This window comes from Streptomyces sp. DSM 116795, from assembly GCF_055792905.1.
In genome coordinates, this window is the sequence record NZ_CM147707.1 from 5,259,791 (window position 1) to 5,285,379 (window position 25,589).

At 71.4% G+C, this 25,589-nt stretch carries 24 protein-coding genes; 16 read left to right on the forward strand and 8 right to left on the reverse strand.

Going from position 1 to position 25,589, the window contains the following annotated elements:
• The first annotated feature begins 45 nt into the window (after window positions 1-45).
• From ACSMXX_RS22615 to obgE, 6 genes are all read left to right on the forward strand, one after another.
• Window positions 46-1,329 (forward strand): hypothetical protein, encoded by a 1,284-nt coding sequence (locus ACSMXX_RS22615; protein WP_473180522.1) that lies wholly within the window; start codon window positions 46-48, stop codon window positions 1,327-1,329.
• Between the two features lie 169 nt (window positions 1,330-1,498).
• Complete coding sequence (locus ACSMXX_RS22620; RefSeq protein WP_473184915.1) at window positions 1,499-2,314, forward strand: TIGR03936 family radical SAM-associated protein; 816 nt, start codon at window positions 1,499-1,501, stop codon at window positions 2,312-2,314.
• Between the two features lie 270 nt (window positions 2,315-2,584).
• Window positions 2,585-7,384, forward strand: coding sequence for an Rne/Rng family ribonuclease (locus ACSMXX_RS22625; protein WP_473184916.1), 4,800 nt, complete (start codon window positions 2,585-2,587; stop codon window positions 7,382-7,384).
• A 400-nt stretch (window positions 7,385-7,784) separates the two neighbouring features.
• Window positions 7,785-8,114: a 50S ribosomal protein L21 gene (rplU, locus tag ACSMXX_RS22630; protein ID WP_473184917.1), complete on the forward strand. Its 330-nt coding sequence runs from the start codon at window positions 7,785-7,787 to the stop codon at window positions 8,112-8,114.
• A gap of 13 nt (window positions 8,115-8,127) precedes the next feature.
• Window positions 8,128-8,385 (forward strand): 50S ribosomal protein L27, encoded by a 258-nt coding sequence (rpmA, locus tag ACSMXX_RS22635; RefSeq protein ID WP_473180523.1) that lies wholly within the window; start codon window positions 8,128-8,130, stop codon window positions 8,383-8,385.
• Between the two features lie 254 nt (window positions 8,386-8,639).
• Window positions 8,640-10,082, forward strand: a complete 1,443-nt coding sequence (gene obgE, locus ACSMXX_RS22640) for a GTPase ObgE (protein WP_473180524.1) — start codon at window positions 8,640-8,642, stop codon at window positions 10,080-10,082.
• Window positions 10,083-10,176: 94 nt separating this feature from the next.
• On the opposite strand, the gene ACSMXX_RS22645 is transcribed toward obgE, so the two are convergent.
• Entirely contained in the window at window positions 10,177-10,941 is a 765-nt protein-coding gene (locus tag ACSMXX_RS22645; RefSeq protein WP_473184918.1) for an ArsR/SmtB family transcription factor, read from the reverse strand.
• Between the two features lie 99 nt (window positions 10,942-11,040).
• Between ACSMXX_RS22645 and ACSMXX_RS22650 the strand changes: the two genes are divergently transcribed.
• Window positions 11,041-11,553 carry a DinB family protein gene (locus ACSMXX_RS22650; RefSeq protein WP_473180525.1) on the forward strand — a complete coding sequence of 171 codons (513 nt, stop codon included), beginning with the start codon at window positions 11,041-11,043 and terminating at the stop codon, window positions 11,551-11,553.
• Window positions 11,554-11,615: 62 nt separating this feature from the next.
• Complete coding sequence (locus ACSMXX_RS22655; RefSeq protein ID WP_473180526.1) at window positions 11,616-11,900, forward strand: hypothetical protein; 285 nt, start codon at window positions 11,616-11,618, stop codon at window positions 11,898-11,900.
• Between the two features lie 97 nt (window positions 11,901-11,997).
• Here the strand turns inward: ACSMXX_RS22655 and ACSMXX_RS22660 are convergent, their stop codons facing one another.
• Window positions 11,998-12,795 (reverse strand): FadR/GntR family transcriptional regulator, encoded by a 798-nt coding sequence (locus ACSMXX_RS22660; protein WP_473180527.1) that lies wholly within the window; start codon window positions 12,793-12,795, stop codon window positions 11,998-12,000.
• A 249-nt stretch (window positions 12,796-13,044) separates the two neighbouring features.
• Here ACSMXX_RS22660 and ACSMXX_RS22665 point away from each other — a divergent pair, with 249 nt between their 5' ends.
• The 4 genes from ACSMXX_RS22665 to ACSMXX_RS22680 all read left to right on the forward strand — a co-directional run bounded on the left by ACSMXX_RS22665 (window position 13,045) and on the right by ACSMXX_RS22680 (window position 18,039).
• Complete coding sequence (locus tag ACSMXX_RS22665) at window positions 13,045-14,859, forward strand: L-lactate permease (protein ID WP_473180528.1); 1,815 nt, start codon at window positions 13,045-13,047, stop codon at window positions 14,857-14,859.
• Between the two features lie 134 nt (window positions 14,860-14,993).
• Window positions 14,994-15,851 carry a (Fe-S)-binding protein gene (locus ACSMXX_RS22670; protein WP_473180529.1) on the forward strand — a complete coding sequence of 286 codons (858 nt, stop codon included), beginning with the start codon at window positions 14,994-14,996 and terminating at the stop codon, window positions 15,849-15,851.
• On the forward strand, window positions 15,848-17,320 hold the full coding sequence (locus tag ACSMXX_RS22675) for a lactate utilization protein B (RefSeq protein WP_473180530.1): 1,473 nt from the start codon (window positions 15,848-15,850) through the stop codon (window positions 17,318-17,320). The genes ACSMXX_RS22670 and ACSMXX_RS22675 overlap by 4 nt, the downstream gene beginning before the upstream one ends.
• On the forward strand, window positions 17,317-18,039 hold the full coding sequence (locus tag ACSMXX_RS22680) for a LutC/YkgG family protein (RefSeq protein WP_473180531.1): 723 nt from the start codon (window positions 17,317-17,319) through the stop codon (window positions 18,037-18,039). The genes ACSMXX_RS22675 and ACSMXX_RS22680 overlap by 4 nt, the downstream gene beginning before the upstream one ends.
• A gap of 77 nt (window positions 18,040-18,116) precedes the next feature.
• On the opposite strand, the gene ACSMXX_RS22685 is transcribed toward ACSMXX_RS22680, so the two are convergent.
• Window positions 18,117-18,422 carry a hypothetical protein gene (locus ACSMXX_RS22685; RefSeq protein WP_473180532.1) on the reverse strand — a complete coding sequence of 102 codons (306 nt, stop codon included), beginning with the start codon at window positions 18,420-18,422 and terminating at the stop codon, window positions 18,117-18,119.
• A 530-nt stretch (window positions 18,423-18,952) separates the two neighbouring features.
• Here ACSMXX_RS22685 and ACSMXX_RS22690 point away from each other — a divergent pair.
• Entirely contained in the window at window positions 18,953-20,287 is a 1,335-nt protein-coding gene (locus ACSMXX_RS22690) for an erythromycin esterase family protein (RefSeq protein WP_473180533.1), read from the forward strand.
• 35 nt (window positions 20,288-20,322) lie between these two features.
• Here ACSMXX_RS22690 and ACSMXX_RS22695 read toward each other — a convergent pair whose 3' ends face one another.
• Window positions 20,323-21,162 carry a GNAT family N-acetyltransferase gene (locus ACSMXX_RS22695; RefSeq protein ID WP_473180534.1) on the reverse strand — a complete coding sequence of 280 codons (840 nt, stop codon included), beginning with the start codon at window positions 21,160-21,162 and terminating at the stop codon, window positions 20,323-20,325.
• A gap of 69 nt (window positions 21,163-21,231) precedes the next feature.
• Here ACSMXX_RS22695 and ACSMXX_RS22700 point away from each other — a divergent pair, with 69 nt between their 5' ends.
• Window positions 21,232-21,522: a Scr1 family TA system antitoxin-like transcriptional regulator gene (locus ACSMXX_RS22700; protein WP_473180535.1), complete on the forward strand. Its 291-nt coding sequence runs from the start codon at window positions 21,232-21,234 to the stop codon at window positions 21,520-21,522.
• On the forward strand, window positions 21,482-21,751 hold the full coding sequence (locus tag ACSMXX_RS22705; protein ID WP_473180536.1) for a DUF397 domain-containing protein: 270 nt from the start codon (window positions 21,482-21,484) through the stop codon (window positions 21,749-21,751). The genes ACSMXX_RS22700 and ACSMXX_RS22705 overlap by 41 nt, the downstream gene beginning before the upstream one ends.
• Before the next feature lie 10 nt (window positions 21,752-21,761).
• On the opposite strand, the gene ACSMXX_RS22710 is transcribed toward ACSMXX_RS22705, so the two are convergent.
• The 4 genes from ACSMXX_RS22710 to ACSMXX_RS22725 all read right to left on the reverse strand — a co-directional run bounded on the left by ACSMXX_RS22710 (window position 21,762) and on the right by ACSMXX_RS22725 (window position 24,141).
• A complete protein-coding gene (locus ACSMXX_RS22710) occupies window positions 21,762-22,382 on the reverse strand; it encodes an Rv1733c family protein (RefSeq protein WP_473180537.1) in 621 nt (206 codons plus the stop codon).
• 135 nt (window positions 22,383-22,517) lie between these two features.
• Window positions 22,518-23,339: a rod shape-determining protein gene (locus tag ACSMXX_RS22715; protein WP_473180538.1), complete on the reverse strand. Its 822-nt coding sequence runs from the start codon at window positions 23,337-23,339 to the stop codon at window positions 22,518-22,520.
• Window positions 23,336-23,734 (reverse strand): TraR/DksA family transcriptional regulator, encoded by a 399-nt coding sequence (locus ACSMXX_RS22720; protein ID WP_473180539.1) that lies wholly within the window; start codon window positions 23,732-23,734, stop codon window positions 23,336-23,338. Before ACSMXX_RS22720 ends, ACSMXX_RS22715 begins: the two co-directional genes overlap by 4 nt.
• Window positions 23,735-23,814: 80 nt before the next feature.
• Window positions 23,815-24,141: a TraR/DksA C4-type zinc finger protein gene (locus ACSMXX_RS22725; RefSeq protein ID WP_473180540.1), complete on the reverse strand. Its 327-nt coding sequence runs from the start codon at window positions 24,139-24,141 to the stop codon at window positions 23,815-23,817.
• A 400-nt stretch (window positions 24,142-24,541) separates the two neighbouring features.
• On the opposite strand from ACSMXX_RS22725, the gene ACSMXX_RS22730 reads away from it, so the two are divergent.
• Complete coding sequence (locus ACSMXX_RS22730) at window positions 24,542-25,588, forward strand: HAMP domain-containing sensor histidine kinase (protein ID WP_473180541.1); 1,047 nt, start codon at window positions 24,542-24,544, stop codon at window positions 25,586-25,588.
• The last annotated feature ends 1 nt before the right edge of the window (window position 25,589 follow it).

Sequence of the window (25,589 nt, forward strand, 5' to 3'; positions counted from 1 at the left end):
GCGGACCCCGCAGCAGCTCCTCAGGCCGTGCCTGCGGTCTCCTTGGTGAAGGACGTCCGGCCCGCGGGCGGGCCCGCTTCCGCCGCCGACGACGCCGAGTTCGCCTTCGAGGGATGGCTCGCGCGGGCGGTGCGGATGCCCGTACGGATCGTGACGCTGCTGCTGATCCTCCCCGTACGGATGGCCTGGGACGCCCTCGCCGTCTGCGGGCGGGCGCTGAGGCGGACCTTGTGGGTGCCGTTCGCGCGGGTGACGGGCCGGGCGGCGGGCCGGCTGTGGCACCGGGTGCTCGCGCCGGTCCTATTCGCGCTGTTCGTATGGCCGTGGGGCGCGCTGTGGCGGTACGTGCTGGGGCCGGCGGGCCGTGGCCTCGGGTGGCTCGGGAGGACCGCCGGGGCGGGGATCGCCTGGGCGCGGGGTCTGTGGGCCGGGCTGGCGTGGCTCGGGGGGAATCTGGTCGTCGCGCCGCTGGGTCTTCTGTACCGCTATGTGCTCACCCCGGTGGGGCAGGGGCTGGTGGCCTTGACCCGGGCGGTGGGGGCCGGGCTGGCGTGGCTCGGGGGGAATCTGGTCGTCGCGCCGTTGAGTTTTCTGTACCGGTATGTGCTGACTCCGGTGGGGCGTGGGGTGCTGGCTGTGGCGCTCGCGATCGGTGCCGGGCTGGGGTGGCTGTGGCGGTGGCTCGTGATGGAGCCGTGCACGCTTCTGTACCGGTACGTGCTGACGCCGGCCGGGCACGGGCTGGTCGCCGTGGTGCTGGGGGCCGGTGCCGGGCTGGGGTGGCTCTGGCGGAATCTGGTGGTGGCGCCGTGCCGGTTCGTCCACCGCCGGTTGCTCAGGCCCACGGGGCGTGGTGTGGCCGTCGTCGCACGGGAGATCGCGGATGCCGTCGTCCAGGCCTGGCGGGTGGCCGGGCGCGTCTCGCGGGCTGTCTTCCGGTTCTTCGGTCGTGTGCTGCGTTTCCTGTTCGCCGATCCCGCCGTGTGGCTGTGGCAGAACGTCGTCAGGCCTGTGGGCCGTGGCCTGCGGTACGGGGTGTGGCGGCCGGCCGCGCAGGCGGTGCGTGAGGCCGGGCGCAGCGTGCGTGCCGCCCTCGCCGCCGCCCGTGCCTCGGTACGGGAGACGCGCGCGGAGCTCCGGCGGGCGTTGTTCGGCGGGCGGCCCGCGGGGAGCCCCGCGCCGGAGCCCGCTGCGGAGTCCGTTCCGGATCGCCGGGCGCTGTCCGGGAGCGGGCGCGTACCCTGGGTCGCAGGATCACCGCACAACAGCACGACGACGCCAGGCACATTCGGCTCGAAGCGCGACGATGCGGACTTCCGCACCCTTTGAAGCACCTGCGGTGCCGCGGGCACCGTCCGCCGGCACCGCAGAAGCAACCGAAGAGCGCAGCTGAACAGCAGGCACAACAGCCACAGCAGGCCAGCACAGCAGCAGAACTTGAATCCGTACGTACGCGGAGGGCGCCGCTTCCCCACGCGTTGCCGCCCCGCACCAGGCACTGAGGAGAGAACCACTGGGCAAGCGACAGCCCGAAGGCCCGCCGCCCGCACCCGCCGTTCAGCGTGTGCGACTGCGATACACCAAGCGCGGCCGCCTCCGGTTCACCAGTCATCGAGACTTCCAGCGCGCTTTCGAGAGAGCGCTGCGCAGGGCGGCGGTACCCATGGCGTACTCGGCCGGTTTCACCCCGCACCCGAAGGTCTCCTACGCCAATGCCGCACCCACCGGCACCGGCAGTGAGGCCGAGTATCTGGAGATCGCCCTCGCGGAGCGGTGTGATCCCGGGGAGCTGCGTTCGCGGCTCGACGAGTCCATGCCGACCGGTCTCGACATCGTCGAGGCGGTCGAGGCCCGTACGTCCGACTTCACCGACCGGCTGGAGGCCTCCGAGTGGGAGCTCCGGCTCGACGGGGTCGCCCCGGCGGAGGCTGTACGGGCCGTCGCGGCGTTCCTCGCGGCGGATTCGGTGGAGGTGGAACGGCAGACCAAGAAGGGTCTGCGCACCTTCGACGCGAGGGCGGCCGTCACGTCACTGACCTCAGCGGAAGCGGTGCCCGGAGCGGGGGCCGATGGTCGCGGGCAGGAACCCTGTGCGATACTGCGCCTGGTGGTACGGCACTTGACACCTGCCGTACGACCCGACGACGTCCTGTCCGGCCTCCGAGCTACGGCCGACCTGGCGCCGCCGGTCCCCGCAGCGGTGACCAGGCTGGCGCAGGGGCCGCTCGATGAGGAGACCGGCACGGTGACCGACCCGTTGGCGCCCGACCGCGACGCACCCCTCGTCGCGACGGCGCCGGGCGGCAGCGCGTAGGCCGAGGGCCTGGAGGATCAGCGTTGAAAGCGCCACCGCCGACGCAGGCACCAGGGAGCCACCCGGGTCCGTGTCGAGCCAGGCAGGCGTACTGACCAGAAGACTTTCGCCGTAGCCGGGCCGTCTGTACGGAAAGACAGACCGGAACCGGCGAGTGAGACCGAAGCTCCCGTGTGGCGCCCACGCCCCGGAGCACGGCCCGCCAGGAGCGCGGCCGTGATCGTGACGATGAGGCGCGGCGCCCGGGAGCGTGACGGGAGAAACGCCCGCATGCTCGAACCGAACAACGAAGATGAAAGCGCAGCCGTGGAGTCCGCCGAGAACACGGTGAATGCGGAGGACGCGCAAGACGCTCAGGACGCGCAGCACACCCCGGCTGCCGAGCCGCAGCAGGCGCAGACCGACGCACCGGACGAGACCCGGGCACAGGCCCGGGCGCCGGAGTCGGAGCCTGAGAAGCCGGAGCCTGAGAAGCAGGGGCCGGAGGCCGGCTCGGCCGGCTCCGCCTCTCCGAGCGACACCCTTCCGCCGCGGCGTCGCCGCGCGGCGAGCCGTCCGGCGGGTCCGCCGGCTCAGCCGTCGGCGGTTCCAGAGGTGATCGCGGCGAGCGACGTGACCGTCTCCGCCGGTGCGGCCGCGGCTTCGGACACCGGCGAACCAGCAGTCCGGACGGGTGAGGCCGGCTCTGGGAACGTCTCGGAGGAGGCCACCGGGGCCCCGGACGCCCCTGCCGCTGCTCCTGCCCCGGTCTCCGTGCCTCCGCGGCGCCGGGCCTCCCGCAGGGCCAGTGCTCCCGCGGGCACCCCGAGTGTGAGCGAGCCGGCGACCGCCGAGCAGCTCGCCTCCGGTGAGCAGGATGTCCCCGCCGAAGGTGCCACCGCTGCTGCCGGTTCCGCTTCAGAGGCGGTCGCCGATCCGGCACCGCCCGCGCGTTCGCGCCGCCGGGCCGCGGCTCCCGAGGGCGCTCCGGCGCCGGCAGCCGAGCAGCCCGCGGAGGCCGGTACGGGTGACGAGCCCGCCCCGTCCGCACGCACACGACGCAGGACGACGCGCAAGGCGGTCTCCGCCGCGGAGAGCACCGCGGAGCAGCCCAGGCAGGCGGAAGCCGGGTCCGGGGCGGGTGCCGGTGCCGGTGCCGGTGCCGGTGCCGGTGGCGAGTCCGGCTCCGAGTCCGCGGGTGAGGAAGCCGCGGCGCCCGGACGTACTTCGCGCCGTTCGTCGGCCCGTAAGGTCAGCGCTTCGGCGAAGACGTCGTCCAAGGGGGCCGACGGAACAGAGGCCGCAGCCGGGGCGGAAGCCGGAGCAGAAGCGGCGGCCGCGGAGCAGACCGGCGACGCCGGTTCCGACGACTCCGCCGGTTCCGGCGAGGCAGCCGAGGCCGGGGCCCGTACGAGGCGCCGCACTGCCACACGCAAGACCGCACAGTCCGCCGCCGGTGAGACGGCACAGCCGGAGACGGAGGCGGAGGAGACCCCCGCCCCGCGCAAGAAGTCCGAGGGCAAGAGGTCCGAGGGCAGGCAGCCGGAGGGCAAGCAGGCCGGGGACAGGCAGCGCGAGGACAGGCAGTCCACCGGCAAGAAGGCCGAGCCGCCGATGGCGCTCTTCCAGGCGCCGGTGTTCACAGAGCCGGCGTTCCAGACTCCGCAGAGCGCGGCCGCCGCTGCCGCCGCCGACGCGGCGGCCGAAGAGGCCGACGAGCTGGAGGAGGACGAGGAGGAGGCCCCGGCCGCCTCGGAGCGTCCGCGCCGTCGCCGCCGCCGTGGTGACTCCGCCGGAGACGGCCGCCGGGATGCGGAAGGCGACACCGGCACCCACGAGGGCGAGGGCGACGGCGCAGAGGCCGACGAGGAGCCGGGAGAGTCCGGTACTGACGCCGAGGCCGATGACGGCCAGGAGGAGCGTCCCGCTCGCCGCCGTCGCCGTGGCGGACGGCGCCGCCGCCGGGGCGAGAGCCCCGAATCCTCGGACGAGGCCGCCGCGGAGGGCGGTGCCGGTGCCCGCAACGGCAAGGACCAGCGCAGGCAGCGCGAGGACGCCGGCGGTGGGGACGAGGAGTCCGCGGAGTCCGCCGAAGCGGACGAGACCGACGAGGAAGGCGAGGAGACCCGGGGCGGCGGAGGTTCCGGCGGCTCCTCCAGCAGCTCCCGCCGTCGCCGCCGTCGCCGTCGCCGCGGCGGCGACAGCGGCGATGCCGGGCCCGCCCGTGAGGGTGAGGAGGACGACCCGGAGCGCACGGTCGTCAAGATCCGCGAGCCGCGCAAGCGCAAGGAAGAGCCCGTCGACGAGGTGCAGGCGATCAAGGGATCGACGCGCCTGGAGGCGAAGAAGCAGCGCCGGCGTGAGGGTCGTGAGCAGGGCCGCCGCCGGGTGCCGATCATCACCGAGGCCGAGTTCCTGGCCCGCCGCGAGGCCGTCAAGCGGGAGATGATCGTCCGGCAGAGCGGCGAGCGTACGCAGATCGGCGTGCTGGAGGACGACGTGCTCGTGGAGCACTTCGTCAACAAGGAGCAGTCCACGTCGTACGTCGGCAACGTCTACCTCGGCAAGGTGCAGAACGTACTGCCGTCGATGGAGGCCGCGTTCGTCGACATCGGCAAGGGCCGCAACGCCGTCCTTTACGCGGGCGAGGTCAACTTCGAGGCACTGGGGATGGCCAACGGCCCCCGCCGCATCGAGACCGCCCTCAAGTCCGGCCAGTCAGTGCTGGTGCAGGTCACCAAGGACCCGATGGGTCACAAGGGCGCCCGCCTGACCAGCCAGGTCTCGCTGCCCGGCCGCTACCTGGTCTACGTCCCCGAGGGGTCGATGACCGGCATCAGCCGGAAGCTGCCCGACACCGAGCGTTCGCGCCTGAAGCAGATCCTGAAGAAGGTCGTCCCGGAGGACGCGGGCGTGATCGTCCGTACGGCCGCCGAGGGCGCCAGTGAGGACGAACTGCGCCGCGACGTCGAGCGGTTGCAGGCGCAGTGGGAGGACATCCAGCGCAAGTCGCAGAAGGGCAACGCCCCGACGCTGCTGTACGGCGAGCCGGACATGACGGTGCGCGTCGTGCGCGACATCTTCAACGAGGACTTCTCCAAGGTCATCGTCAGCGGCGACGAGGCATGGGAGACCATCCACGGCTACGTCTCGCATGTGGCGCCGGATCTCGCCGAGCGGCTGCAGAAGTGGACGTCGGACGTGGACGTCTTTGCCACGTACCGCATCGACGAGCAGCTGATGAAGGCGCTGGACCGCAAGGTGTGGCTGCCGAGCGGCGGCTCGCTGGTGATCGACCGTACGGAGGCGATGGTCGTCGTCGACGTCAACACCGGAAAGTTCACCGGCCAGGGCGGCAACCTGGAGGAGACGGTCACCAGGAACAACCTGGAGGCGGCCGAGGAGATCGTGCGCCAGCTGCGGCTGCGCGACCTCGGCGGCATCATCGTGATCGACTTCATCGACATGGTGCTGGAGTCCAACCGGGATCTGGTGCTGCGCCGCCTGCTGGAGTGCCTGGGCAGAGACCGTACGAAGCACCAGGTGGCCGAGGTGACGTCGCTGGGGCTCGTGCAGATGACGCGGAAGCGGGTCGGGCAGGGGCTGCTGGAGTCCTTCTCCGAGGCGTGCGTGCACTGCAACGGGCGCGGTGTCCTCGTACACATGGAGCAGCCGGCGGCCGCCGGCGGCAAGAAGAGCAAGAAGCGGGGCGGCAAGGGCGGCGCCGCACAGCAGACCCAGGCCGAGACCAAGGCTGCTGCCGAGGGCAAGGCTCCGGCGGAGGCCGGGCCCGCGTCCGTACCGGAGGCGGAGTCCGGAGCCGAGGCCGAAGGTGAGGGCGCGGGCGCGGGCGAGGGCGCGAAGGCTGCCAGGACCGCGAAGACCGCTAAGGGCACCAAGAGCGCCAAGGGCGCGAAGGCGTCCCGCGCCGAGGAGTTCGTACCGGACGAGGAGCTGTACGGCTCGGTGGCGGAGGCGGAGGCCTCGGCCACAACATCCGGACGCGGCGGCCGCACCCGGCGGAGGGGCAGCCGCAAGGCGACCGCACCGCAGGGAGCACCGCAGTCCGCCCCGGAGCAGGGTGAGCCCGAGCCCGCCCCCGAGCCTGCGTCCGAGCCCGTCCCCGTGGGGCAGGCGAGTACGGAGGGCGAGAAACCCGCACAACCGAGAACCGCGAGTTCCGACTCCGACGACGCGAGCACCCCGAAGGGGGCCACCGGCCCGGGAAACGGCCGCAGCCGCTCGCGGGACGGCTCCGAAGCTGGTGGCGAGGCCGCCGGTGACGTGAGCGACGCGGGCGGCGTGCAGCAGGACGACGCCGGTCACGCAGGCTCAGGTACTGGCCCGGGGACGGGCCCCGGTACCGGTACGGGCACGGAGGCGCAGACGGAGGCCGAGCGCCCCGCGCGCACGCGCCGCCGTGCGGCGCGCAAGGTATCGGCCCCCGCGGGGTCGCCGCCCGCGTCGGAGGAGGCCGTCGTCACCGTCGTGGCGCCCAAGCCGGACGGGCAGTCCGGGGAGACCGAGCCGTCCGGGCAGCCGGGGCAGCCCGCCACCGAGGCGGCGCCCGAGCAGTCGTCCGTGGCGGAGGCGGCTCCTCCGGCACGGCCTCGTCGACGGGTCAGCCGCAGCGTCACGGCTCCGGCGGGGTCTCCGCAGGCGTCGGACGAGGCCGGGGCGATCGTGCTGTCCGTCCCGGAGCGCCCGGCCGCACCGCCGCAGCCGGCTGCCGAGGCGGCACCGGAGGCAGCCGCTCCGGACGCCGCTCCTCCGGCACGTGCCCGTCGCCGGGCCACCCGTAGCGTCTCCGCGCCGGCGGGTCCCCCGCCTGGGACGGAGGACGCGGGTACTGAATCTCCGGAGTCCGGTCCCGGGTCCGCGGAGGCCGGAGACGGCGACGAGGACGGGGCCGACTCGACGGCCGGCAGGACGGCCGGGAAGAAGTCCGCGGCGAAGAAGACGGCGGCCAAGAAGACGGCGGCGAAGAAGACCACCGCCACCGCCGCCAAGAAGGCGGCCACGTCAAGGAAGACGGCGGCGGCCGAGCAGGACGCACCGTCCTCCGTGTCCGCACCCGCCGACGAGGAGTGAACGGCGGCCCTCACGGCTCTCGCACGCCGTGAGGGCCCGGCCCTCGGCCGTGACGCGATCGCGAACCATCGCCGCCCGCGTCACGGCCGGGGGCTTTCCCCGTAGAAGGGTTCCCCGCAAGGGGAGTTGCCGTCGTGGCCGCCGCCCGCGACCCTGCCGCGGTGCGGCCGGCACCGGTTTGACCAGCGTGTGCGGCGCCCCGTAACCTTGACCGCTGGCGTGTCGAACGGGATGCGCCACGCTCCTGAGCAAATCCCTCCCGCGGCGTGAGCCCGGGAGAGGCCGCTCAATCCACTCGGATCAGATCGTGGGGCCGGTCGGCGGTGTCTTCCACCGTCAGCCGGATTCGCGCCGGGCGGCTGGCGTCAGGGGTTCCGTGACGAGTGAGAGAGAGTTCCGCGTGTACGCAATCGTGCGCACCGGCGGCCGTCAGCAGAAGGTGGCTGTCGGCGACGTCATCGAGGTCGACCGAATTTCCGAGAGCAAGGCCGGCGAGCGCGTCGAGCTCTCGACCCTGCTCGTCGTGGACGGTGACACGGTCACCAGCGACCCGTGGGTGCTGGACGGGGTCAAGGTCGCCGCCGAGGTGGTGGACCACCACAAGGGCGACAAGATCCGCATCCAGAAGTACAAGAACAAGACCGGTTACAAGAAGCGGATCGGCCACCGCCAGCTGCACACCGCGCTGAAGATCACCGACATCCCCACTCCGGCCAAGAAGAAGAAGTAAGGACTGAGCAGAGATGGCACACAAGAAGGGCGCATCGTCCACCCGGAACGGCCGCGACTCCAACCCTCAGTACCTGGGTGTGAAGCGCTTCGGCGGTCAGCTCGTCAACGCCGGTGAGATCCTCGTCCGTCAGCGCGGCACGCACTTCCACCCGGGCGCGGGCGTCGGCCGGGGCGGCGACGACACGCTGTTCGCGCTGGACGCCGGTGCGGTGCAGTTCGGCACGCGCCGTGGCCGCAGGGTCGTGAACATCGTTCCTGCCGCTGAGTAATCAGCCGCGCGGGCAGCGCATGTAGCGCATCGCATCAGGCATCACCATCGAGGGCGGACGGCCGCTCCTGTGCGTACGCATCGCTCGTACGTACGGGAAGCGGGTCCGCCCTCGGTGTGTTCGGCGGGGCAGCCGGACCACGGACCGCAGCATCACGCACCGCACGACCACGCACCCCACGCCTCGCATCGCACGCCTCGCATCGCACCGAATCGCATCACCATGCACCGACCCTCAGCCTGGAGGCACTTCACATGACCACCTTCGTGGACCGCGTCGAGCTGCATGTCGCCGCGGGTAACGGAGGCCACGGCTGTGCCTCCGTGCACCGGGAGAAGTTCAAGCCGCTCGGCGGCCCGGACGGCGGGAACGGCGGACGCGGCGGAGACGTCGTCCTCGTCGTCGATCCGGACGTGATGACTCTCCTCGACTACCACCACAGCCCGCACCGCAAGGCCACCAACGGCAAGCCGGGGGAGGGCGGCAACCGCTCGGGCGCCGACGGCAGGGACCTTGTGCTGCCCGTCCCGGACGGCACGGTCGTACTCGACAAGAGGGGCGAGGTGCTGGCCGACATGGTCGGCAAGGGCACCGTCTTCGTCGCCGGGCAGGGCGGCCGCGGGGGCCTCGGCAACGCGGCGCTCGCCTCTCCGCGCCGCAAGGCCCCCGGTTTCGCGCTGCTCGGCGAGCCGGGCGAGGCGCGCGACATCGTCCTGGAGCTGAAGACCGTCGCGGACGTGGCACTCGTCGGCTATCCCTCGGCGGGCAAGTCGTCGCTCATCTCGGTGCTTTCGGCGGCCAAGCCGAAGATCGCCGACTATCCCTTCACCACGCTCGTGCCCAACCTGGGTGTGGTCACGGCCGGTTCGTCCGTCTTCACCATCGCCGACGTCCCCGGTCTGATCCCCGGAGCGAGCGAAGGCAAGGGGCTGGGGCTGGACTTCCTGCGGCACGTCGAGCGCTGCTCGGTCCTCGTACACGTACTGGACTGCGCGACCCTCGAATCCGACCGCGATCCCGCCAGCGACCTGGACGTGATCGAGGCCGAACTCGCGCAGTACGGCGGCCTGGAGGGCAGGCCGCGCGTCGTCGTCCTGAACAAGGTCGACATCCCCGACGGCCAGGATCTCGCGGACATCATCCGTCCCGACCTCCAGGCCCGCGGCTACCAGGTCTTCGAGGTCTCCGCGGTCTCCCGGCAGGGCCTGAAGGAGCTGTCGTTCGCGCTCGCCAAGGTGGTCGACGAGGCGCGTGCCGCCAGGCCGCAGACGGAGACGACGCGCGTCGTCATCCGTCCGAAGGCCGTGGACGACGCGGGGTTCACGGTCACCAAGGAGGCGGACGGACTCTTCCGCGTACGGGGGGAGAAGCCCGAACGCTGGGTCCACCAGACGGACTTCAACAACGACGAGGCGGTGGGCTACCTCGCCGACCGGCTCAACAGGCTCGGTGTCGAGGAGCAGTTGATGAAGGCGGGGGCCCGCGAGGGCGACGGCGTCGCGATCGGCGGCGAGGACGACGCGGTCGTCTTCGACTGGGAGCCGACCATGATGGCGGGCGCGGAGATGCTCGGCCGCCGCGGCGAGGACCACCGAATGGAGGCTCCGCGCCCCGCCGCCCAGCGCCGCCGCGACCGCGACGCGGAGCGTGACGAGGCGCTGGGGGAGTACGAGGACTTCGACCCGTTCGAGGATTAGTGCCACGAACAGGCGGCGCCCGGCAAGTCAGCGGGTCTCCCGTGCGGTTCGTGCCCGACACCCGTGACCGCTGACCAAAGGGCTCGTGCCCCTGTCACCTCGCGGGGACCCTCCAGGGCTCCAGGGGGAGAGGGCTGCCGGTCTCCAGGTAGGTCTTGAGGTTCGACAGCACCGCTGACCAGCCGCCGGCCGCCTGCTTCCGTTCCGCGTCGTCCTTCAGGTCCTCGTGAGTGACGGTGAGCCGGACGATCTGCTGGTGCGGCGTGATGTCGAAAGTGACCCGGGAGGGCTCGTCCGCCGGGTCTCCGCCGGGCTCGGCCCAGGTGGTCACCAGGCGCCTCGGAGGATCGCTCTCCACGACCTCGCCGATGACATCGGCGATGTCCGAGCCGTCCGTGCGGCGGTGTTCCCAGGTGGAGCCGGGCTGCCAGTCGGAGACGTTGCGGTGGCCCCAGTAGGCGGCGGAGACGTCCGCGTCGGTCAGCGCCTCCCAGACCTTCTCCGGGGTGCTCTCGATGTAGACGACGTACACGAAGCTGGGTTTCGCGCTCATGGCTTTCTCCGCTCGTTGCTTCAGATCACTGAGCGCCCGCAGGCGCGGGCGTTCGAACTTGTCGATCCACCGTTCCTGGACCCGGTGGAGGGGAACGGCATTGAGGTAGTGGAGCTTCTTCCGGCCCTGCCACACCGTGCTGACCAGGTTCGCCGCCTCCAGGAGTGCCAGATGCTGGGTCGTCGCCTGGCGCGACATCTCCAGGCGCTCGCAGAGCTCGCCCAGCGTCTGGCCGTTGTGCTCGTGGAGCCGGTCCAGCAGCCGGCGCCGGGTCCGGTCGGCCAGGGCTTTGAAGACCTTGTCCATGTCGGTGCTCACACTTCAATCATGCAAGGAAATGCTTGCATGTCAAGCAGTCCTAATTGCGGTGCGGCGGCGCGCAGGGCCGGGGTAGCGTGCGCGGCCATGGCTCCTTCCCGTGTACGTCCTCGGTTCGACGCCGACGAGCGGACGCAGCTCCTCGGCTATCTCGATCTGCAGCGCGCGGTCATCCGCTGGAAGTGCGAAGGGCTCTCGGAGGCGGATGCTCACCGCTCCGTCCTTCCCGGGTCGCCGTACATGACCATGGCCGGTGTCGTCTCCCACATGCGCTGGGTCGAGCACTGCTGGTTCGAGGTGCTGCTGCTCGGACGGCCCGCCGTGGGGCCGCAGTTCGAGGACGGGCCCGAGGCCGCGGACATGATGGTCGAAGGCATTCCGCTGGCGCAGCTCCTGGAGGAGTACGAGCGGCAGTGCGAGGTGTCGGACGAGATCATCGCGTCACACGGGCTCGACGACGTGGGCAAGCACCCGGGGTACAAGGCCGACCAGACGTCGCTGCGCTGGATCCTGATCCACATGATCGAGGAGACCGCCCGCCATGCCGGACACGTGGACATCATCCGGGAGCTCGTCGACGGCAAGAAGGGGTACTACTGACGCGGGCCGGAGGCCTGATCCCTGACCCGGAGGCCTGCCCCAGATCGGAGGCCTGATCCCTGATGACGCCCGGAGATGAGTTCGCCATGCTCCGCGAGCGGGCCGCCGGGGAGCCGCGGGTGCTGGGGCTCGTCCTGAGCGGGTCGTTGCGGCGCTATCCGCTCAGCCGTCCGGAATGGGCCCACGACCGTTTGCTGGGGCTTCTGGCGGAGGCGGTCTCTCCCCAAGCCACTGCCGCCGTACGGCAGTTGTTCAACGAGCTCGAACCTCGTGCCCGTGCCGCCGGGCACGGGCACGTACTGGACTCCTGGGGCGATGATCTGGCGCTCATGCGGGGCGACGGGTGACCGGTGACGGGGGCGCCGTCTCCGCGCTGCCCCCTCGCCGGGACGCGTGCGTGACACCGCGAAGCGGTGGACGCGCGGACGGTCCGCGGACCGGAGGTTAGCCGGACCCGGGTCCCGGCCCTGGGTCCGGTCCGGGTGCCTGGTCCGGAGCGGGCCGCGGCGCATCCAGGACGCCGTGGACGACGTCCTCGTGGAAGCCGCGGATGTGGGCCTCCACAAGGTCCCCGGCGCGCTCGCTGTCACCGGCCACGATGGCGTCGTACACACCGTGGTGCTCGGCTCGCAGACGGGTCGCGACGGCTTCCCAGTCCGGCAGTCTCCGGAATGCGCTGAGCAGCGTGTGCCGTACGGCGTTGCGTACGGCGATCGTCATGTCGGCCACGAGCCGGTTGCCTCCGGCCTCGGCGACGGCGACGTGGAAGGCCGTGTCGAAGTCGTTGAACTCCTCGGGGGCCAGGCCCTGTTGGTCCATGCGGAGAAGGGGCTCGCGCATCCGGGCGAGGTCGGCTTCGGTGGCCCGTTCGGCTGCCAGGCGTGCGCTGGAACGCTCCAGGGTGGCGCGCGCCTCCGCGACGTCGCCGTGCGGGAAGTTGGCCAGCGCGATGTGGAGACGGAGGAGCCGGCTGAGGCCCTCACTGGGCATGGCGGCGATCACACTTCCCGATGCCGGCCCCGTGCCCACGCGGGAGCGCAGCACGCCCTGAGCCTCCAGTACGCGCAGCGCTTCCCGTACGGCGGCCCGGCTCACGCCGAGCAGTTCGACCAGCTCCCGCTCGGGCGGCAGGCGGTCGCCCACGTGGAGGTTGCCGGCGAGGATCTGCTCCTCGATCCGGCCGAGGACGAGTTCGAAGGTCCGAGAGCGCGGCACCGGCTCCCAGGCCGCGGTCTGAGCCATGGAGAGCCCTTTCAGCAGGTGACGGCCGCATCGTGTGGCTCGCGGCCTGCGTCAGTCCACAACCCTGATCATAGCTTGAGGCCTCCATTCATTGGTCAGACCAAAGATATTTGTTTGTGCGTAGCTCTGGACGGGACGTTCCGGGACTGCTTAGCGTGAGCCAGCCAATCTATGGTCTGACCAAAGTCCCTGTCTGGCCAAAGTTCCTACCCCAGCCACCGCTGGGTGGTGCCCCCAGTGAGGATCGCCATGTACCAACCCGATCTGTCCCCGGTCGCCGACAGCCTCGCCCTGTCCTCGCTCGTCGCCGCCGTACCGCTCCTCCTGCTCTTCGTCCTGCTCGGCGGCTTCCGGCTGAAGGCGCACTGGGCCGGACTCGCGTCGCTCGCCGCGGCGGCAGGCGTCGCCGTCGTCTGCTACGGCATGCCCGCCGGCCTCGTCGCGCTGGCGGCGGGCGAAGGGGCGGCCTTCGGCCTGTTCCCCATCATGTGGATCGTGGTCGCCGCGATCTGGGTGTATCAACTGACCGTCGTCAGCGGCCGGTTCGAGGATCTGCGCCGCGCCTTCGGCCTGATCAGCGACGACCCGAGGGTCCAGGCGGTGATCATCGCGTTCTGCTTCGGCGGGCTGCTGGAGGCGCTCGCAGGGTTCGGAGCGCCGGTGGCGATCACCGGCGTCATGCTTATGGCGCTCGGCTTCGCTCCCGTTCGTGCCGCGATCACCGTCCTGGTCGCCAATACGGCGCCCGTCGCGTTCGGAGCGATCGCGATTCCGATCATCACCGCGGGCAGTCTCACCAAGATCCCGTACACCGAGATCGGTGCCTACGTCGGCCGTCAGACGCCGTTGATCGCCCTCTTCGTGCCGCTGCTGCTCGTGGCGCTCGTGGACGGCAGGCGCGGTGTCCGCCAGACCTGGCCGGTGGCGGCCGTGTGCGGTGCGGTGTTCGGGCTGGCGCAGTTCGTCAGTGCCAACTACGTCTCCGTGGAGCTGACCGACATCATCGCCTCGCTCGTGGCGCTTGCTGCAGTGGTGCTCTTCCTCCGTGTGTGGACGCCCAAGGGCGGCGAAGAGGCCAGGGCCGGGCTGGAGCGCGGCGACGGTTCCGGGGACGTGCGGGGCGAGGGCGCGAGCGCCGGTGCCGAGGGTGTCGGTGCCGAGGGCACGGGCACGGGCGCAGGCTCGGACGCGGGCAGCGGCTCGGGCTCCGGTTCCGGTGCCGGCGGGCCGTCGGGCGGCGCGGACACAGCGGGGTCCGGCACCACGACCCGTACGCGTCCGGCCGAGCGGGACCGTGTGGCGGGCGAGGACGTTGGCGGCCGCTCCCGCACCGTCATGGCGTTCCTGCCCTACCTCATCGTGATCGCGGTCTTCTCGGTGGCCAAACTGTGGGCGCCCGCCGAGGAGTTCCTCGCCTCCAGCGACCTCAAGATCGGCTGGCCCGGACTCGACGGGCAGGTCCTCACGGCCGCGGGCGAGCCCTCCACCAGCACCGTCTACACCTTGCCGTGGCTCTCCTCGCCGGGCACGCTGCTGCTGCTGTCCGGACTCGTGGTGGCCGTCGCCTACCGGGTCAACGCGGCGGACGCCGCCCGCGAGTTCGCCTCCACGGTGGTCAAGCTGCGCTGGGCCCTGCTCACCGTCGCATCCGTACTCGCGCTCGCGTACGTCATGAACCTCTCCGGGCAGACGATCACCATCGGCACATGGATCGCCGGGACGGGCGCCGCCTTCGCCTTCCTCTCGCCGATCCTCGGCTGGCTGGGCACCGCCGTCACCGGGTCGGACACCTCGGCCAATGCCCTGTTCGCGACCCTCCAGCAGGCCGCGGGGAACAAGGCCGGACTGGATCCGACGCTGCTCGTCGCGGCCAACACCTCCGGCGGTGTCGTCGGCAAGATGATCAGCCCGCAGAACCTGACGATCGCCGCCACGGCCGTCGGCCTCGTCGGACGGGAATCCGTCCTGTTCCGGGGCGCGATCAAGTGGAGCCTGCTGCTTCTGCTGTGCATGTGCGTGCTGGTCTACCTGCAGTCGGGCGCGCTCGCCTGGATGCTCCCGTAGGCCGTCGGGGGCCGCGGCCGATGGGCTCCCGTCGGCCGTCCGTCCCGTACGGCCGTTGCGCCGTCCCCACAACTTCCCGTGACCGCCCGGCGGGTGCCGCACACCGTGCGCCCCCGCCGTACATCGGAGAGAGCATGCGGATCGCCCTGTTCATCACATGTCTGGCCGACACCCTGGCCCCCGCCACCGGCCGTGCGGTCGTGCGGCTGCTGGAGCGGCTGGGCTGCGAAGTGGAGTTCCCGCAGTCCCAGACCTGCTGCGGGCAGATGCACTTCAATACCGGCTACCAGCGGGAGTGCGTGCCGCTCGTGCGGCGCTTCGCCGACACCTTCACCGGTTACGACGCGGTGGTGACCCCGTCGGGTTCGTGCGCCGCCATGGTGCGCGAGTACCACGGTCAGGTGGCCGGAATGGCGGGCGATGCCCGGCTGTCCGCCGCGGTGGACGCCGCGCCACCGGTGTACGAGCTGTCGGAGTTCCTCGTCCGCGTCCTCCAAGTGACCGATGTCGGGGCCTACTTCCCGCACCGCGTCACGTACCACCCGACCTGCCACTCGCTGCGCATGCTCGGGGTGGGGGACGCGCCGGCGGCACTGCTGCGGGCCGTGCGCGGCATCGACCTGGTCGAGCTGCCGGCGGCCGAGCAGTGCTGTGGCTTCGGCGGCACCTTCGCGCTCAAGAACGCCGATACGTCGGTGGCGATGTGCGCGGACAAGGTGCGGCATGTGATGGGAACGGGCGCCGAAGTGCTGTGCGCGGGCGACAACTCCTGCCTGACGCACATCGGCGGAATGCTCTCCCGGCTGTGCGCGGGGGTACGGACGATGCACCTCGCCGAGATCCTCGCCTGCACCGAGACGTACGGGCCGGAACCGGAGGAGGGAGACCGGCCCTTGCCGTCCCGCCGTCCCGAAGCGGTCCCCCTGGACAGTCCGGACAGTCCGTCCGGCCCGGACAGTCCGTACGGCACGGAAAGGGTGAAGTCCTCATGAGCGGCACGACGTTCCTCGGCATGCCTTCCTTCCCCGCGGCGGCGAAGGACGCGCTCGCCGACACACAGCTGCGCAGCAACCTCGCGCACGCCACAGCCACCATCCGCGGCAAACGGACGGACGCCGTGGGCGAGTTGGACGACTGGCAGGAACTGCGCGAGGCGGGGCGCGCCATCAAGGAACGCACCCTGCGCCACCTGGACCGCTACCTCCTGCAACTGGAGGAGCGGGTGACGGCCGCCGGGGGCCGGGTGCACTGGGCGCGCGACGCCGAGGAGGCCAACCGGATCGTCGTGGACCTCGTACGGGGCACCGGGGAGCGGGAGTTGGTCAAGGTCAAGTCCATGGCCACTCAGGAGATCGGCCTGAACGAGGCGCTGGCCGAGGCGGGCATCGCGGCGTACGAGACCGATCTCGCCGAACTGATCGTCCAGCTCGGCGAGGACCTTCCCTCGCACCTGCTGGTGCCCGCGATCCACCGCAACCGGGCGGAGATCAGGGAGATCTTCCTGCGGGCGATGGGTGAGCACGGCGCCGCAGCCCCGGCCGAACTGAGCGACGCTCCCGCGGAGTTGGCCGAGGCGGCCCGGCGCCATCTGAGGGAGAAGTTCCTGCGCGCGAAGGTCGGGGTGTCGGGGGCGAACTTCCTGGTCGCCGACACCGGCACGGCGGTCGTCGTGGAATCCGAGGGCAACGGACGGATGTGCCTCACGCTCCCCGAGACCCTGATCTCCGTGGTCGGCATCGAGAAGGTCGTGCCGACGTGGCAGGACCTGGAGGTCTTCCTGCAGCTTCTGCCCCGCTCCTCCACGGGTGAGCGGATGAACCCGTACACCTCGACCTGGACGGGGACGGGGACGGGGGCAGGAGCCGCCGGTGGCGAGGGGCCGCGTGCCTTCCATCTGGTGCTGCTCGACGGCGGGCGGACCGACACCCTCGCCGACCCGGTCGGCCGTCAGGCGCTCAACTGCATCCGGTGCTCCGCCTGCCTCAACGTGTGCCCCGTGTACGAACGGGTCGGCGGCCACGCGTACGGGTCGGTCTATCCGGGACCGATCGGCGCCATCCTGAGTCCCCAACTGCGGGGCGGCGCCACGGAGATGGACCGTTCGCTGCCATACGCGTCGACGCTGTGCGGAGCCTGCTACGAGGTCTGCCCCGTCAAGATCAACATCCCGGAGGTCCTCGTCCATCTCCGGGCGCGCATGGTGGACGGCGGCCGGCGCCGCCCGGTCCCGAAGCCCGAGCGGCTGGCGATGGCGGCGGCGAGCTGGGTGCTGGCCGAACCGTCCCGGCTGGCCGCGGCGCAGCGCGCGGGAGCGCGGGCCGGGCGGCTGCTGCCCGGGCGGCGGCGCGGGCGCGGCGCGAGCCGGCTGCCGGGGCCGCTGTCCGCATGGACCGACGCGCGCGACGCACCGCTTCCGGCCGACGAAAGCTTCAGAGCCTGGTGGAGGAGGACGCGGCGATGAGCGAAACGGCAATGAGCGAAACGGCAATGAGCGAAACGGCGATGAGCGAGGCACGCGCGGAGGTCCTCCACCGCATCCGCCGCGCGCTCACGGACGTACCCGACGACGAGCGCCCGGAGGACGTGCCCGTTGCCCGGGATTACAGCCGGAGCGCGCCACCGGGAGCCGACCCCGCACAGGCCGCGAAGCTGCTCGCGGAGCGGCTGGCGGACTACGGCGCGGCGGTGCGGCTGGTGCCGGAGGACGCCGTCGCCCGGGCCGTCGCGGACGCACTCGCGGCTCGCGGCGCGAACCGCATAGTGGTGCCCGTCGGGTTTCCGCGCGAGTGGCAGGCCGAGCTGCCCCCGGAGGGGATGCGGACGCGGACGCGGACGCCGATCCGGATTCTGAGCGACGACCCGCGGGTGCCCGTGAGCGAACTCGACCGCATCGACGGCACGGTCACGACCGCTGCCACTGCCATCGCCGAGACCGGCACCCTCGTCCTCGACGGCGGCCCCGGCCAGGGACGGCGGGCACTGACGCTGGTGCCCGACTACCACCTGTGCCTCATACGGGCCGACCAGGTCGTCTCCGGCGTACCGGAGGCGCTGGCCAGGCTGGATCCCGCACGGCCGTTGACGTTCATCTCCGGCCCGTCGGCGACCAGCGACATCGAACTCGAACGAGTAGAGGGCGTGCACGGGCCGCGCACGCTGGAGGCCATCGTCATGGTGTGAGGGGCGGCCCCCGCCACCGGTGCCGTGCGCCGCCGGTGGCGGGAAGCGCCGTGCGCTGCCGCGGCTGGGAAACGGAGTCAGTCGCCGTCCTCGCCGGCGGCAAGACGGCGGGCCTCACGCCGGCCTGCGTAACGCTCCTTGCGGTTGCTCGACTTCACCATCTGCTGCCATTCCCTGACGCAGCCGCGCCTGCTGCATCCCGAGCAGCAGGTGTGGTCGAACAGCAGCGCGGCGGGGTGTTCCCACCTGCAGCGCGTGTCCGCCTTCTCCCGCGTCGGGTGCGGCGGCAGATCACAGGCGCCGTGGCGGTGATCGTGGACCGGCCGGGGGTCGTGCTCCGCGTGGCGCACCCACAACGGCTTGGTCCTGTCCGTACGGGACATCTCGTTCCTTCCGGAACCGCCGCCCGGGATCCCGGACTCTCCGGGGCGGGCGGCTAGGTTCGGATTCGCGAGTTCATGGGCGTCACGCTCCTTCCTTCTGCGGGAACCGGCGTGCCGGCGTATCGCGGCGTACGGGCCCTGGTCGGCCAAGCCATCCAACGTCCCCGCGCGGACGGCGACTTGAGGCTCGCCCCCCGGGAGTGGAAAGCCTTTCAGGATATCGGGCGGCGTCGGCCGCACACAACCCACACATCCCACACCGGGTCACTCCACACGACTCCGTCGGGCACCTCAGGACGAAAATTCAGGTGTGCCGGCCCTCGTCCAGCGCTAAGTTCGGGCCATGGCAGTTGGCAGTCTCTTCCTCTGACGGGTTCGTCCGTCGGCACGTCGATACGCACGCACCACGCCGGTGAACCGAGCGGTCTCCGGCGCGAGTTGCGTTGCCCTCGCGCGCCGACGCCTTGCTGCGTCCCTTGCACGGACGGTCAGTCCTTCCGAACCCCTCAGACGAGAATCGAGTTCCACCCATGTCTGATCAGCCTGCCTTCGAGCCTGCCTCCACGTCTGCCACCGAGCCTGCCGCCGGCGGCGTGCTCGCCGACTGGTTCCGGGAGCACGCCACCACCCTGACCACCCTCGATCCGGATCAGCCCCTCGACGATCTGGAGGTGCTCCGCGAGATCGCCGGAGACGCCCGTGTCCTCGCAGTCGGCGAGAACGCACACTTCGTCGAGGAGTTCTCCCTCGCGCGCCGACGGTTGCTGCGCTTTCTCGCCGAGCGCTGCGGATTCACCGTCTTCGCCTTCGAGTTCGGCTTCAGCGAGGCCTTCGCGCTCGACCCGTGGCTGCAGGGCGAGGGCGACGACGGCGACCTGGAAGAGGTCGGCAAGTCGTCCACGATGTGGCTCGCGTCGGATCTCATGCACTGGGTGCGCCGCCACAACCGTACGAGCACCCACCCCGTGCGATTCGCCGGCATCGACCTGCCCACGGCCGGGGGAGCCCTGCGGCCCGCCCTGGACCCGGTGGCCGGCTATCTGCGCGAGGTCGACCCCGACGCGCTTCCCCTGCTGGAGCAAGTCCTGGAGATCAGCGACCGGTTCCTCGGCACCGCCGCTTCCGGCGCTGCCGCCGCTCCCGCATGGGCGGCCCTCGGCGCCGCCGAACAGGACGCGCTGACCGCCTCGTTGGCGCGACTGCTGCTGCGGCTGCGAGCCGTCGAACCGCTCTACGTCTCACGCAGCAGCCAGAGCCGTTTCGACATCACCCGGCGCATGGTGGAGGCGGCGTGCCACACGGACCACATGTTCCAGGCCATGAACGGCCTGATGTCCGGCCGGGGTTCGGCCGCGGATCTGTCGGTACGGGAGATCTACATGGCCGAATCGGTGCGCTGGCACCTGGAGCACGCGGGCCCTGACGACCGGATCGTGCTCATGGCGCACAACAACCACATCCAGAAGACCGCGGTGGAGTTCGACGGCGCACTCACGTCGCTGCCGATGGGCCAGCACCTTCGGCGGATGTTCGGCGACGAGTACCGCTCGGTGGCCCTCGTCCACACCGACGACCACGTCCCGGAGATGTACCTGGACGCGGATGCCGAGGTGGGCTTCGCTCTCGGCGACGCAGACCTCGAACGCCCGGAGCCCGGCAGCGTCGAGGCCGCACTCACCGACGCCGGACTCGGCGACGCGATCACGCTGACGGACCTGCGCCGGTCACCGCGCGGTGCCCGGGGGGAGCCGCTGCTCCAGCGCATCCGGACGCAGAGCGCGAGCCTGTCGACGCCGATCCCTGAGGCGTTCGACGCGGCGCTGTCCGTCCCGACGGTCACCCGGGACGGGTCGGTGCGCTTCTGAGCGTGCAGGAACGGGCGTTACGCGACGGCGACGGGCTAGGCGATCAGTGCGGTGCCCACGGCGCGGAAGCCGAGCCGAGTGTAGATACGGGCGACGTCCTCGTCGCCCGCGGACAGGAAGACGGTCTCGACTCCTTGTGACCGTGCGTCGGCCACCAGCGCCGCCGTGACCGAGAGTGCAAGGCCACGGCGGCGCGCGCTCGGCAGCGTGCCCACCCCGACGATCTCGGTGACCGCCCCCACCGGCTGGTGCTGTCCGGCGCACAACGCCATTCCGTTCTCCACCGAGGCGGCAACGCATGTCCGGCCGGCCCGAATGCGTGCCGCCGTACGTTCCACCGACCCCGCACTGGCGTGGTCCCGCACCGCCTCGCCGAGTTCCTTCCGGCCTGCTGCACCGACACGGGTTCCGGGATCGGCGAAGGCCAGGTGCGGGACGGCCAGCGCGCCCGGCAGCACCGGATCGTCCGGCCCCACGGTCCGAGCCACCGCGCCGTCGGCCGACTCGGGCACGACGGGATCCGGTACGTCCGGCCCGAGCACCATCAAGGGGTGCTCGTGCACCACAAGCCCTGTCTCCTCTACCGCGGAGCGCAACGTCGGCGTGGTCTCAGCGACCCACTCGAAACTCTGCGGGATGCCCAACTCCCGCTGGCGCACGCGCACTCGGGTCACATCGGCCGCAGTCACCGGTCCGGACGCCCCCAGGGCCGGGCGGGCATAGAAGGGCCAGCCCTGCCCCTCCCGGATGAACAAGCTCAGTGGCCCGAAGTCCTCGACCCGTGCGCCGAAGCGGGGAACCGCGTCGTAGTACTGCTCAAGCCGGTTCAGCAGCTCACGCCGGCCCTCAAGATCCACAGACGTCACGTCACGCATCCAAGCATCGGGCCTCGAACCCTTGCCACCGCATTTGCGCCAGGGCTTCCTATCTTTGCGAATCACGCCGTGCCCTCGCACCAGACGGTCTTGCCGGTTGCTTCCGACGCCACCGCCCACTTGTCGGTGAGCAGGGTGATGAGGGCCACCTTTGACGACCAGGCTGATGTCGCCTACACGGAGGGGTACGACGAGGGCTGGGCCACCGCGAATCCTCGCGACGTGAGGGCACGTTCACTCCGTTACGATCTGCTGCGAGCCTCCGCTCTGTCCCCGGCGGACTCGGCGGGGCTGATCGCCCGCGTGATGGAGGAGCGTCATGAGCATCACCCCGAGCAAGGCCAGCGTCCATTGGCGTAAGTCCAGTTACAGCGGCGACACCGGCGGCGAGTGCGTGGAGTGCGCGCCTCTAGGCGCAGCCGCGTGGCGTAAGTCCAGTTACAGCGGCGACACCGGCGGCGAGTGCGTCGAGGTCGCTCAACTCCCCGCCGCCGTCGCCGTACGCGACTCCAAGGACCCCGAAGGACCCCAACTCACCTTCCCCGCCGCGTCGTTCGCGCACCTCGTCCGGTCTGTAGCCCGCGACTGACAGGTCCCGGCTACCTGGACGTGGTCCAGTGTGGTGCGGTGTCGGCCCATGCCTTCTCCCACCGGGCGAGGCTCCGGCGCTTCAGGGCAAGACCGATCGCGCCGTGGACGGCCGCGCCCGTGAGCGCCACCGCGATTCCGGTCGTCGCGGCACCGCCGATCGTGCGGCTGCGGATCTCACCGTCCGTCATCGGTGGTTCTGTCAGCTCGCCCCTGTCGTTGCTCCACACCTTGACGGTGCCTCCGGCGGGCAGGCCGGGCGGTACGTCGGTTTCGGCCGTCCGCGTGCGTCCACCGGTGTCGGTGAAGCGGACCTCGGCCGGGTAGCGGGCGTGTTCGGCCTCGTCGGATCCCGGTTCGGGGTGCTGGGGTGCGTCGTGCACAAGTACCGCTGTGATGTGGTGCCGCGACTCGGCCTGTTCGTGCGCTGTCAGCCGCAGTGAGTGATCCATGGCGCCGCTCACCAGCACCATGGCCCACGGTGCCGTGGCGAGTACCGCTGCCGTGACAGCCAGGCCGAGCCACGCCTGCAGGAGGTCGGTTCGGCGGCGCAGAGGGTTGCACCGCCACCGCCACAGCCTCTTCGGACGGGGCGCAGGCGGGGGCTGGGCCTGAGGGATCTTCTCCTTCACGTGGCGCCTTCCTTTCATGCAGCGGGACGCATCCGGGCGCATCGAGACGCCCGGCGCACTGTGCGCCGGGCGGAGTCCGAGGGTTCGGGCACTGCAGTGGAGTGCAGTGCAGTGCAGTGCAGAGCGGGACGGCGGCTACGTACGACCTGGTGGGCCGTCGGCGGAGTCGTCCGGCGGATGAGTGTGACTGGCTTGCAGGTGCTGGGCCGCGCCCCGCACAGCCACGGTGTGCGGCGCCGGAGCGGGACGTACGGGGACGTGCAGCTGCTCGGAGAGACCGTGGGTGATCTCGGGACGCAGGGCGCCGCCCCCGGCCACGAGCACGCCGTGCTGCAGGGCGTCGAGGGTCTGCGAGGTGGCGTCCCGGTGCAGTATGCCGGTCACCGCGTCGACCACGGACTCGGTGAGCCGGCTGCACGGGACGTGGCCGAGGTCGTCGGTGCCGAGCGGGGTGCGGTGGGCGTCGGTGACCTCGCCGTCGGTGAGCAGGAAGACCTCCGTGAGGTGGGCGCCGACGTCCACGACGAGCAGGGGCCGGGACGGGTCGGCACCGGCGCCGAGGGCGATCGCCTTGGCGGTGGGGATGGTCAGCACATCGGTCGGACGCAGCACTTGGAGCGCCGTACGGGCCGCTTCCCGGAAGGCGATGCCGCCGAGGACGGGGGTCGTCAGGCCGATCACGGTATGGCCGAGGAGCGGGACGCGGCGTCCCAGCAGCCGGTCGAGCATCCGCGCGGTGCCCTCGGGGTCGACGATCGTGCCCCGCTGGACGGGGTAGGAGGTGCCTGTGCCGGGGAAGGTCACCGTCCGTACGTCCAGGATGATCCCCCGGCCCAGAGCCCACGCCCGGGTGCGGGAGCTGCCCAGGTCGATCGCGATGCCCGTGCACTTGCGGCAGCACAGCGGCCAGGCCCTGTGGCGGAGGGAGGCGTGGCGCGGGGGGCGGACCACGGTCATCGTCCGGTCTCCTTGACCTGTCGGCAGCGGGTGCAGTGGCGGGCCTGGGGCACGACGGCCAGCAGCGCCGGCGAGATGGACCTCCCGCACAGCTGGCATGTGCCGTACCGGCCGCGGCTCATCCGTTCCAGGGCCGCTTCCACGTCGTTGAGCACCATCCGGGCCGAGGCGGCCAGCTTGATCTGCACCTCGGTGAGCGCGGCCGCCTCCGGCCCCGGTTTCCCGTCCTCCGCGTCCTCCGTGTCCTCCGCGTCCTCCGCGTCCTGTGAGGCGCCGGCGATCTGCCGGAGCTGCTCCTGGCGGAAGCGGCGCTGCTCGTGGAGGTGCTCGCGCAGAGCGGCGAGGTCCTCGCGGGACAGGCCGGTGTCGTCGTCGCCGATGACCTGGTTGTTCACGACTTCACACCTCCACGAAGCAAGGCACGGAGAAGGAGAAGGGGAGAGAAAAGGGGACAGGGAGAAAGAGAGAAAGGGATTCAGCCGGTACGGCGCACGCATGCGACGCAGCAGCGCACGTACGGCAGAATCTCCAGGCGTTCCGCCGGGACAGGCCTGGCACAGCCCTGGCAGGTTCCGTAACTCCCGTCCTGGACGCGGGCGAAGGCGGCGTCGATCTCTTCGAGTACGCGCCGCACGGAGTCCTTCTGTGCGGCGACGAACGGGTCCGCGGACTCCGCACCGGACTCCTCGAGCGCGTTGAGCTGGGAGAGCCGTGAGTTGCGCTCGTGTTCGAGCCGCTGACGGGCCTCGTGCGCGGTGAGCCGCTGCGGGCGGGATCCCGGGCGGGAAGTGTCGAGCGTCATGGGAGCGGAGTCCTTTCCAGGAACCTGTGCGACGTACGCGGGGGACACGGGTACACGTGGCCGGTCGCGTCGCCACGGTGCGACGCACGCCGTCACCTGGTGGTTCATGGCTCCAACCCTGGCCTGTCCACTCTGCGCGGGCCATCGGCCGCAGCGCCCATTTCCCGGGGGTCCGAGGATGTACGCGGCCGGGACATCCGGGCGGATCGCACGCCCCCGATGGCTCCCCGGCCCCATCGACGCGGCCGGTCCGCCCGGCCAGCTGGGCAGCGGTTGCCGGCCGTTGACCCTCGGGCACCCGGCGGGTCGCTCCGGAGCCGCCGGGCGCCGCTCCAGCCGGCGCATGGCGCAGAGTGGTGGCAACGGTTACGGATGGATCAGAAGGAGGCTCCGCACCACCATGTCCCTGTTCTGGCGGATCTTCGGCCTCAACGCCCTCGTGCTCGGCGCCGCCACGGCGTTGCTGCTGTGGGCGCCCGTGACCGTCTCCGTACCGGTCCTGCTCACGGAGGCCGTGATCCTGGTCGGCGGCCTCGCCGTGATGCTGGTCGCCAACGCGGCGCTGCTGCGGATCGGTCTGGCTCCCCTCGGCCGGCTGAACCGGCTGATGACCACGGTCGACCTGCTCCGTCCCGGCCAGCGGTTGCCCGTGCACGGGCACGGCGAAGTCGCCGAGCTGATCGGGACGTTCAACGACATGCTCGACCGGCTGGAGACCGAACGTGCCACGAGCAGTGCCCGGGCGCTGTCCGCTCAGGAGTCCGAACGGCACCGCATCGCGCAGGAACTCCACGACGAGGTGGGGCAGAGCATGACCGCGGTGCTGCTGGACCTGAAGCGAGCCGCGGACCAGACCTCCGAGCCGCTGCGGGAGGAACTGCTGCTGGCGCAGGAGACCACGAGGGAGAGCCTCGACGAGGTCCGCCGGCTCGCCCGCAGGCTGCGCCCCGGCGTACTGGAGGACCTCGGCCTGATCAGCGCCCTGACCTCGCTGACGACGGACTTCGCCACGCACACCGGCCTGCGTGTGCACCCCTCCTTCGGCACCGACCTGCCGCGGCTGGACCAGCCGACGGAGCTGGTGTTCTACCGCGTCGCGCAGGAGGGTCTGACCAACGTCGCCCGCCACGCCGAAGCCGAACGGGTCGAGCTGAGCCTGGACTTCACCGGCGACGCGGTGGTGCTGCGCGTCGCCGACGACGGCCGGGGCATCGGCGTCTTCACAGAAGGTGCCGGGATCCGCGGCATGCGGGAACGCGCCCTGTTCGTCGGCGCCACGCTGGACATCACATCCCGCCCCGGCTCCGGAACAGAAGTGCTCCTGTCCGCACCGGCCGCCGGCAACACCGAGACCGACACCCAAACCGGCGCCGGGACCGACACCGAAACCGACACCGGCACCGGCACCGAAACCGACGCCGGCACCACCACCACGAAAGACGCGTGAC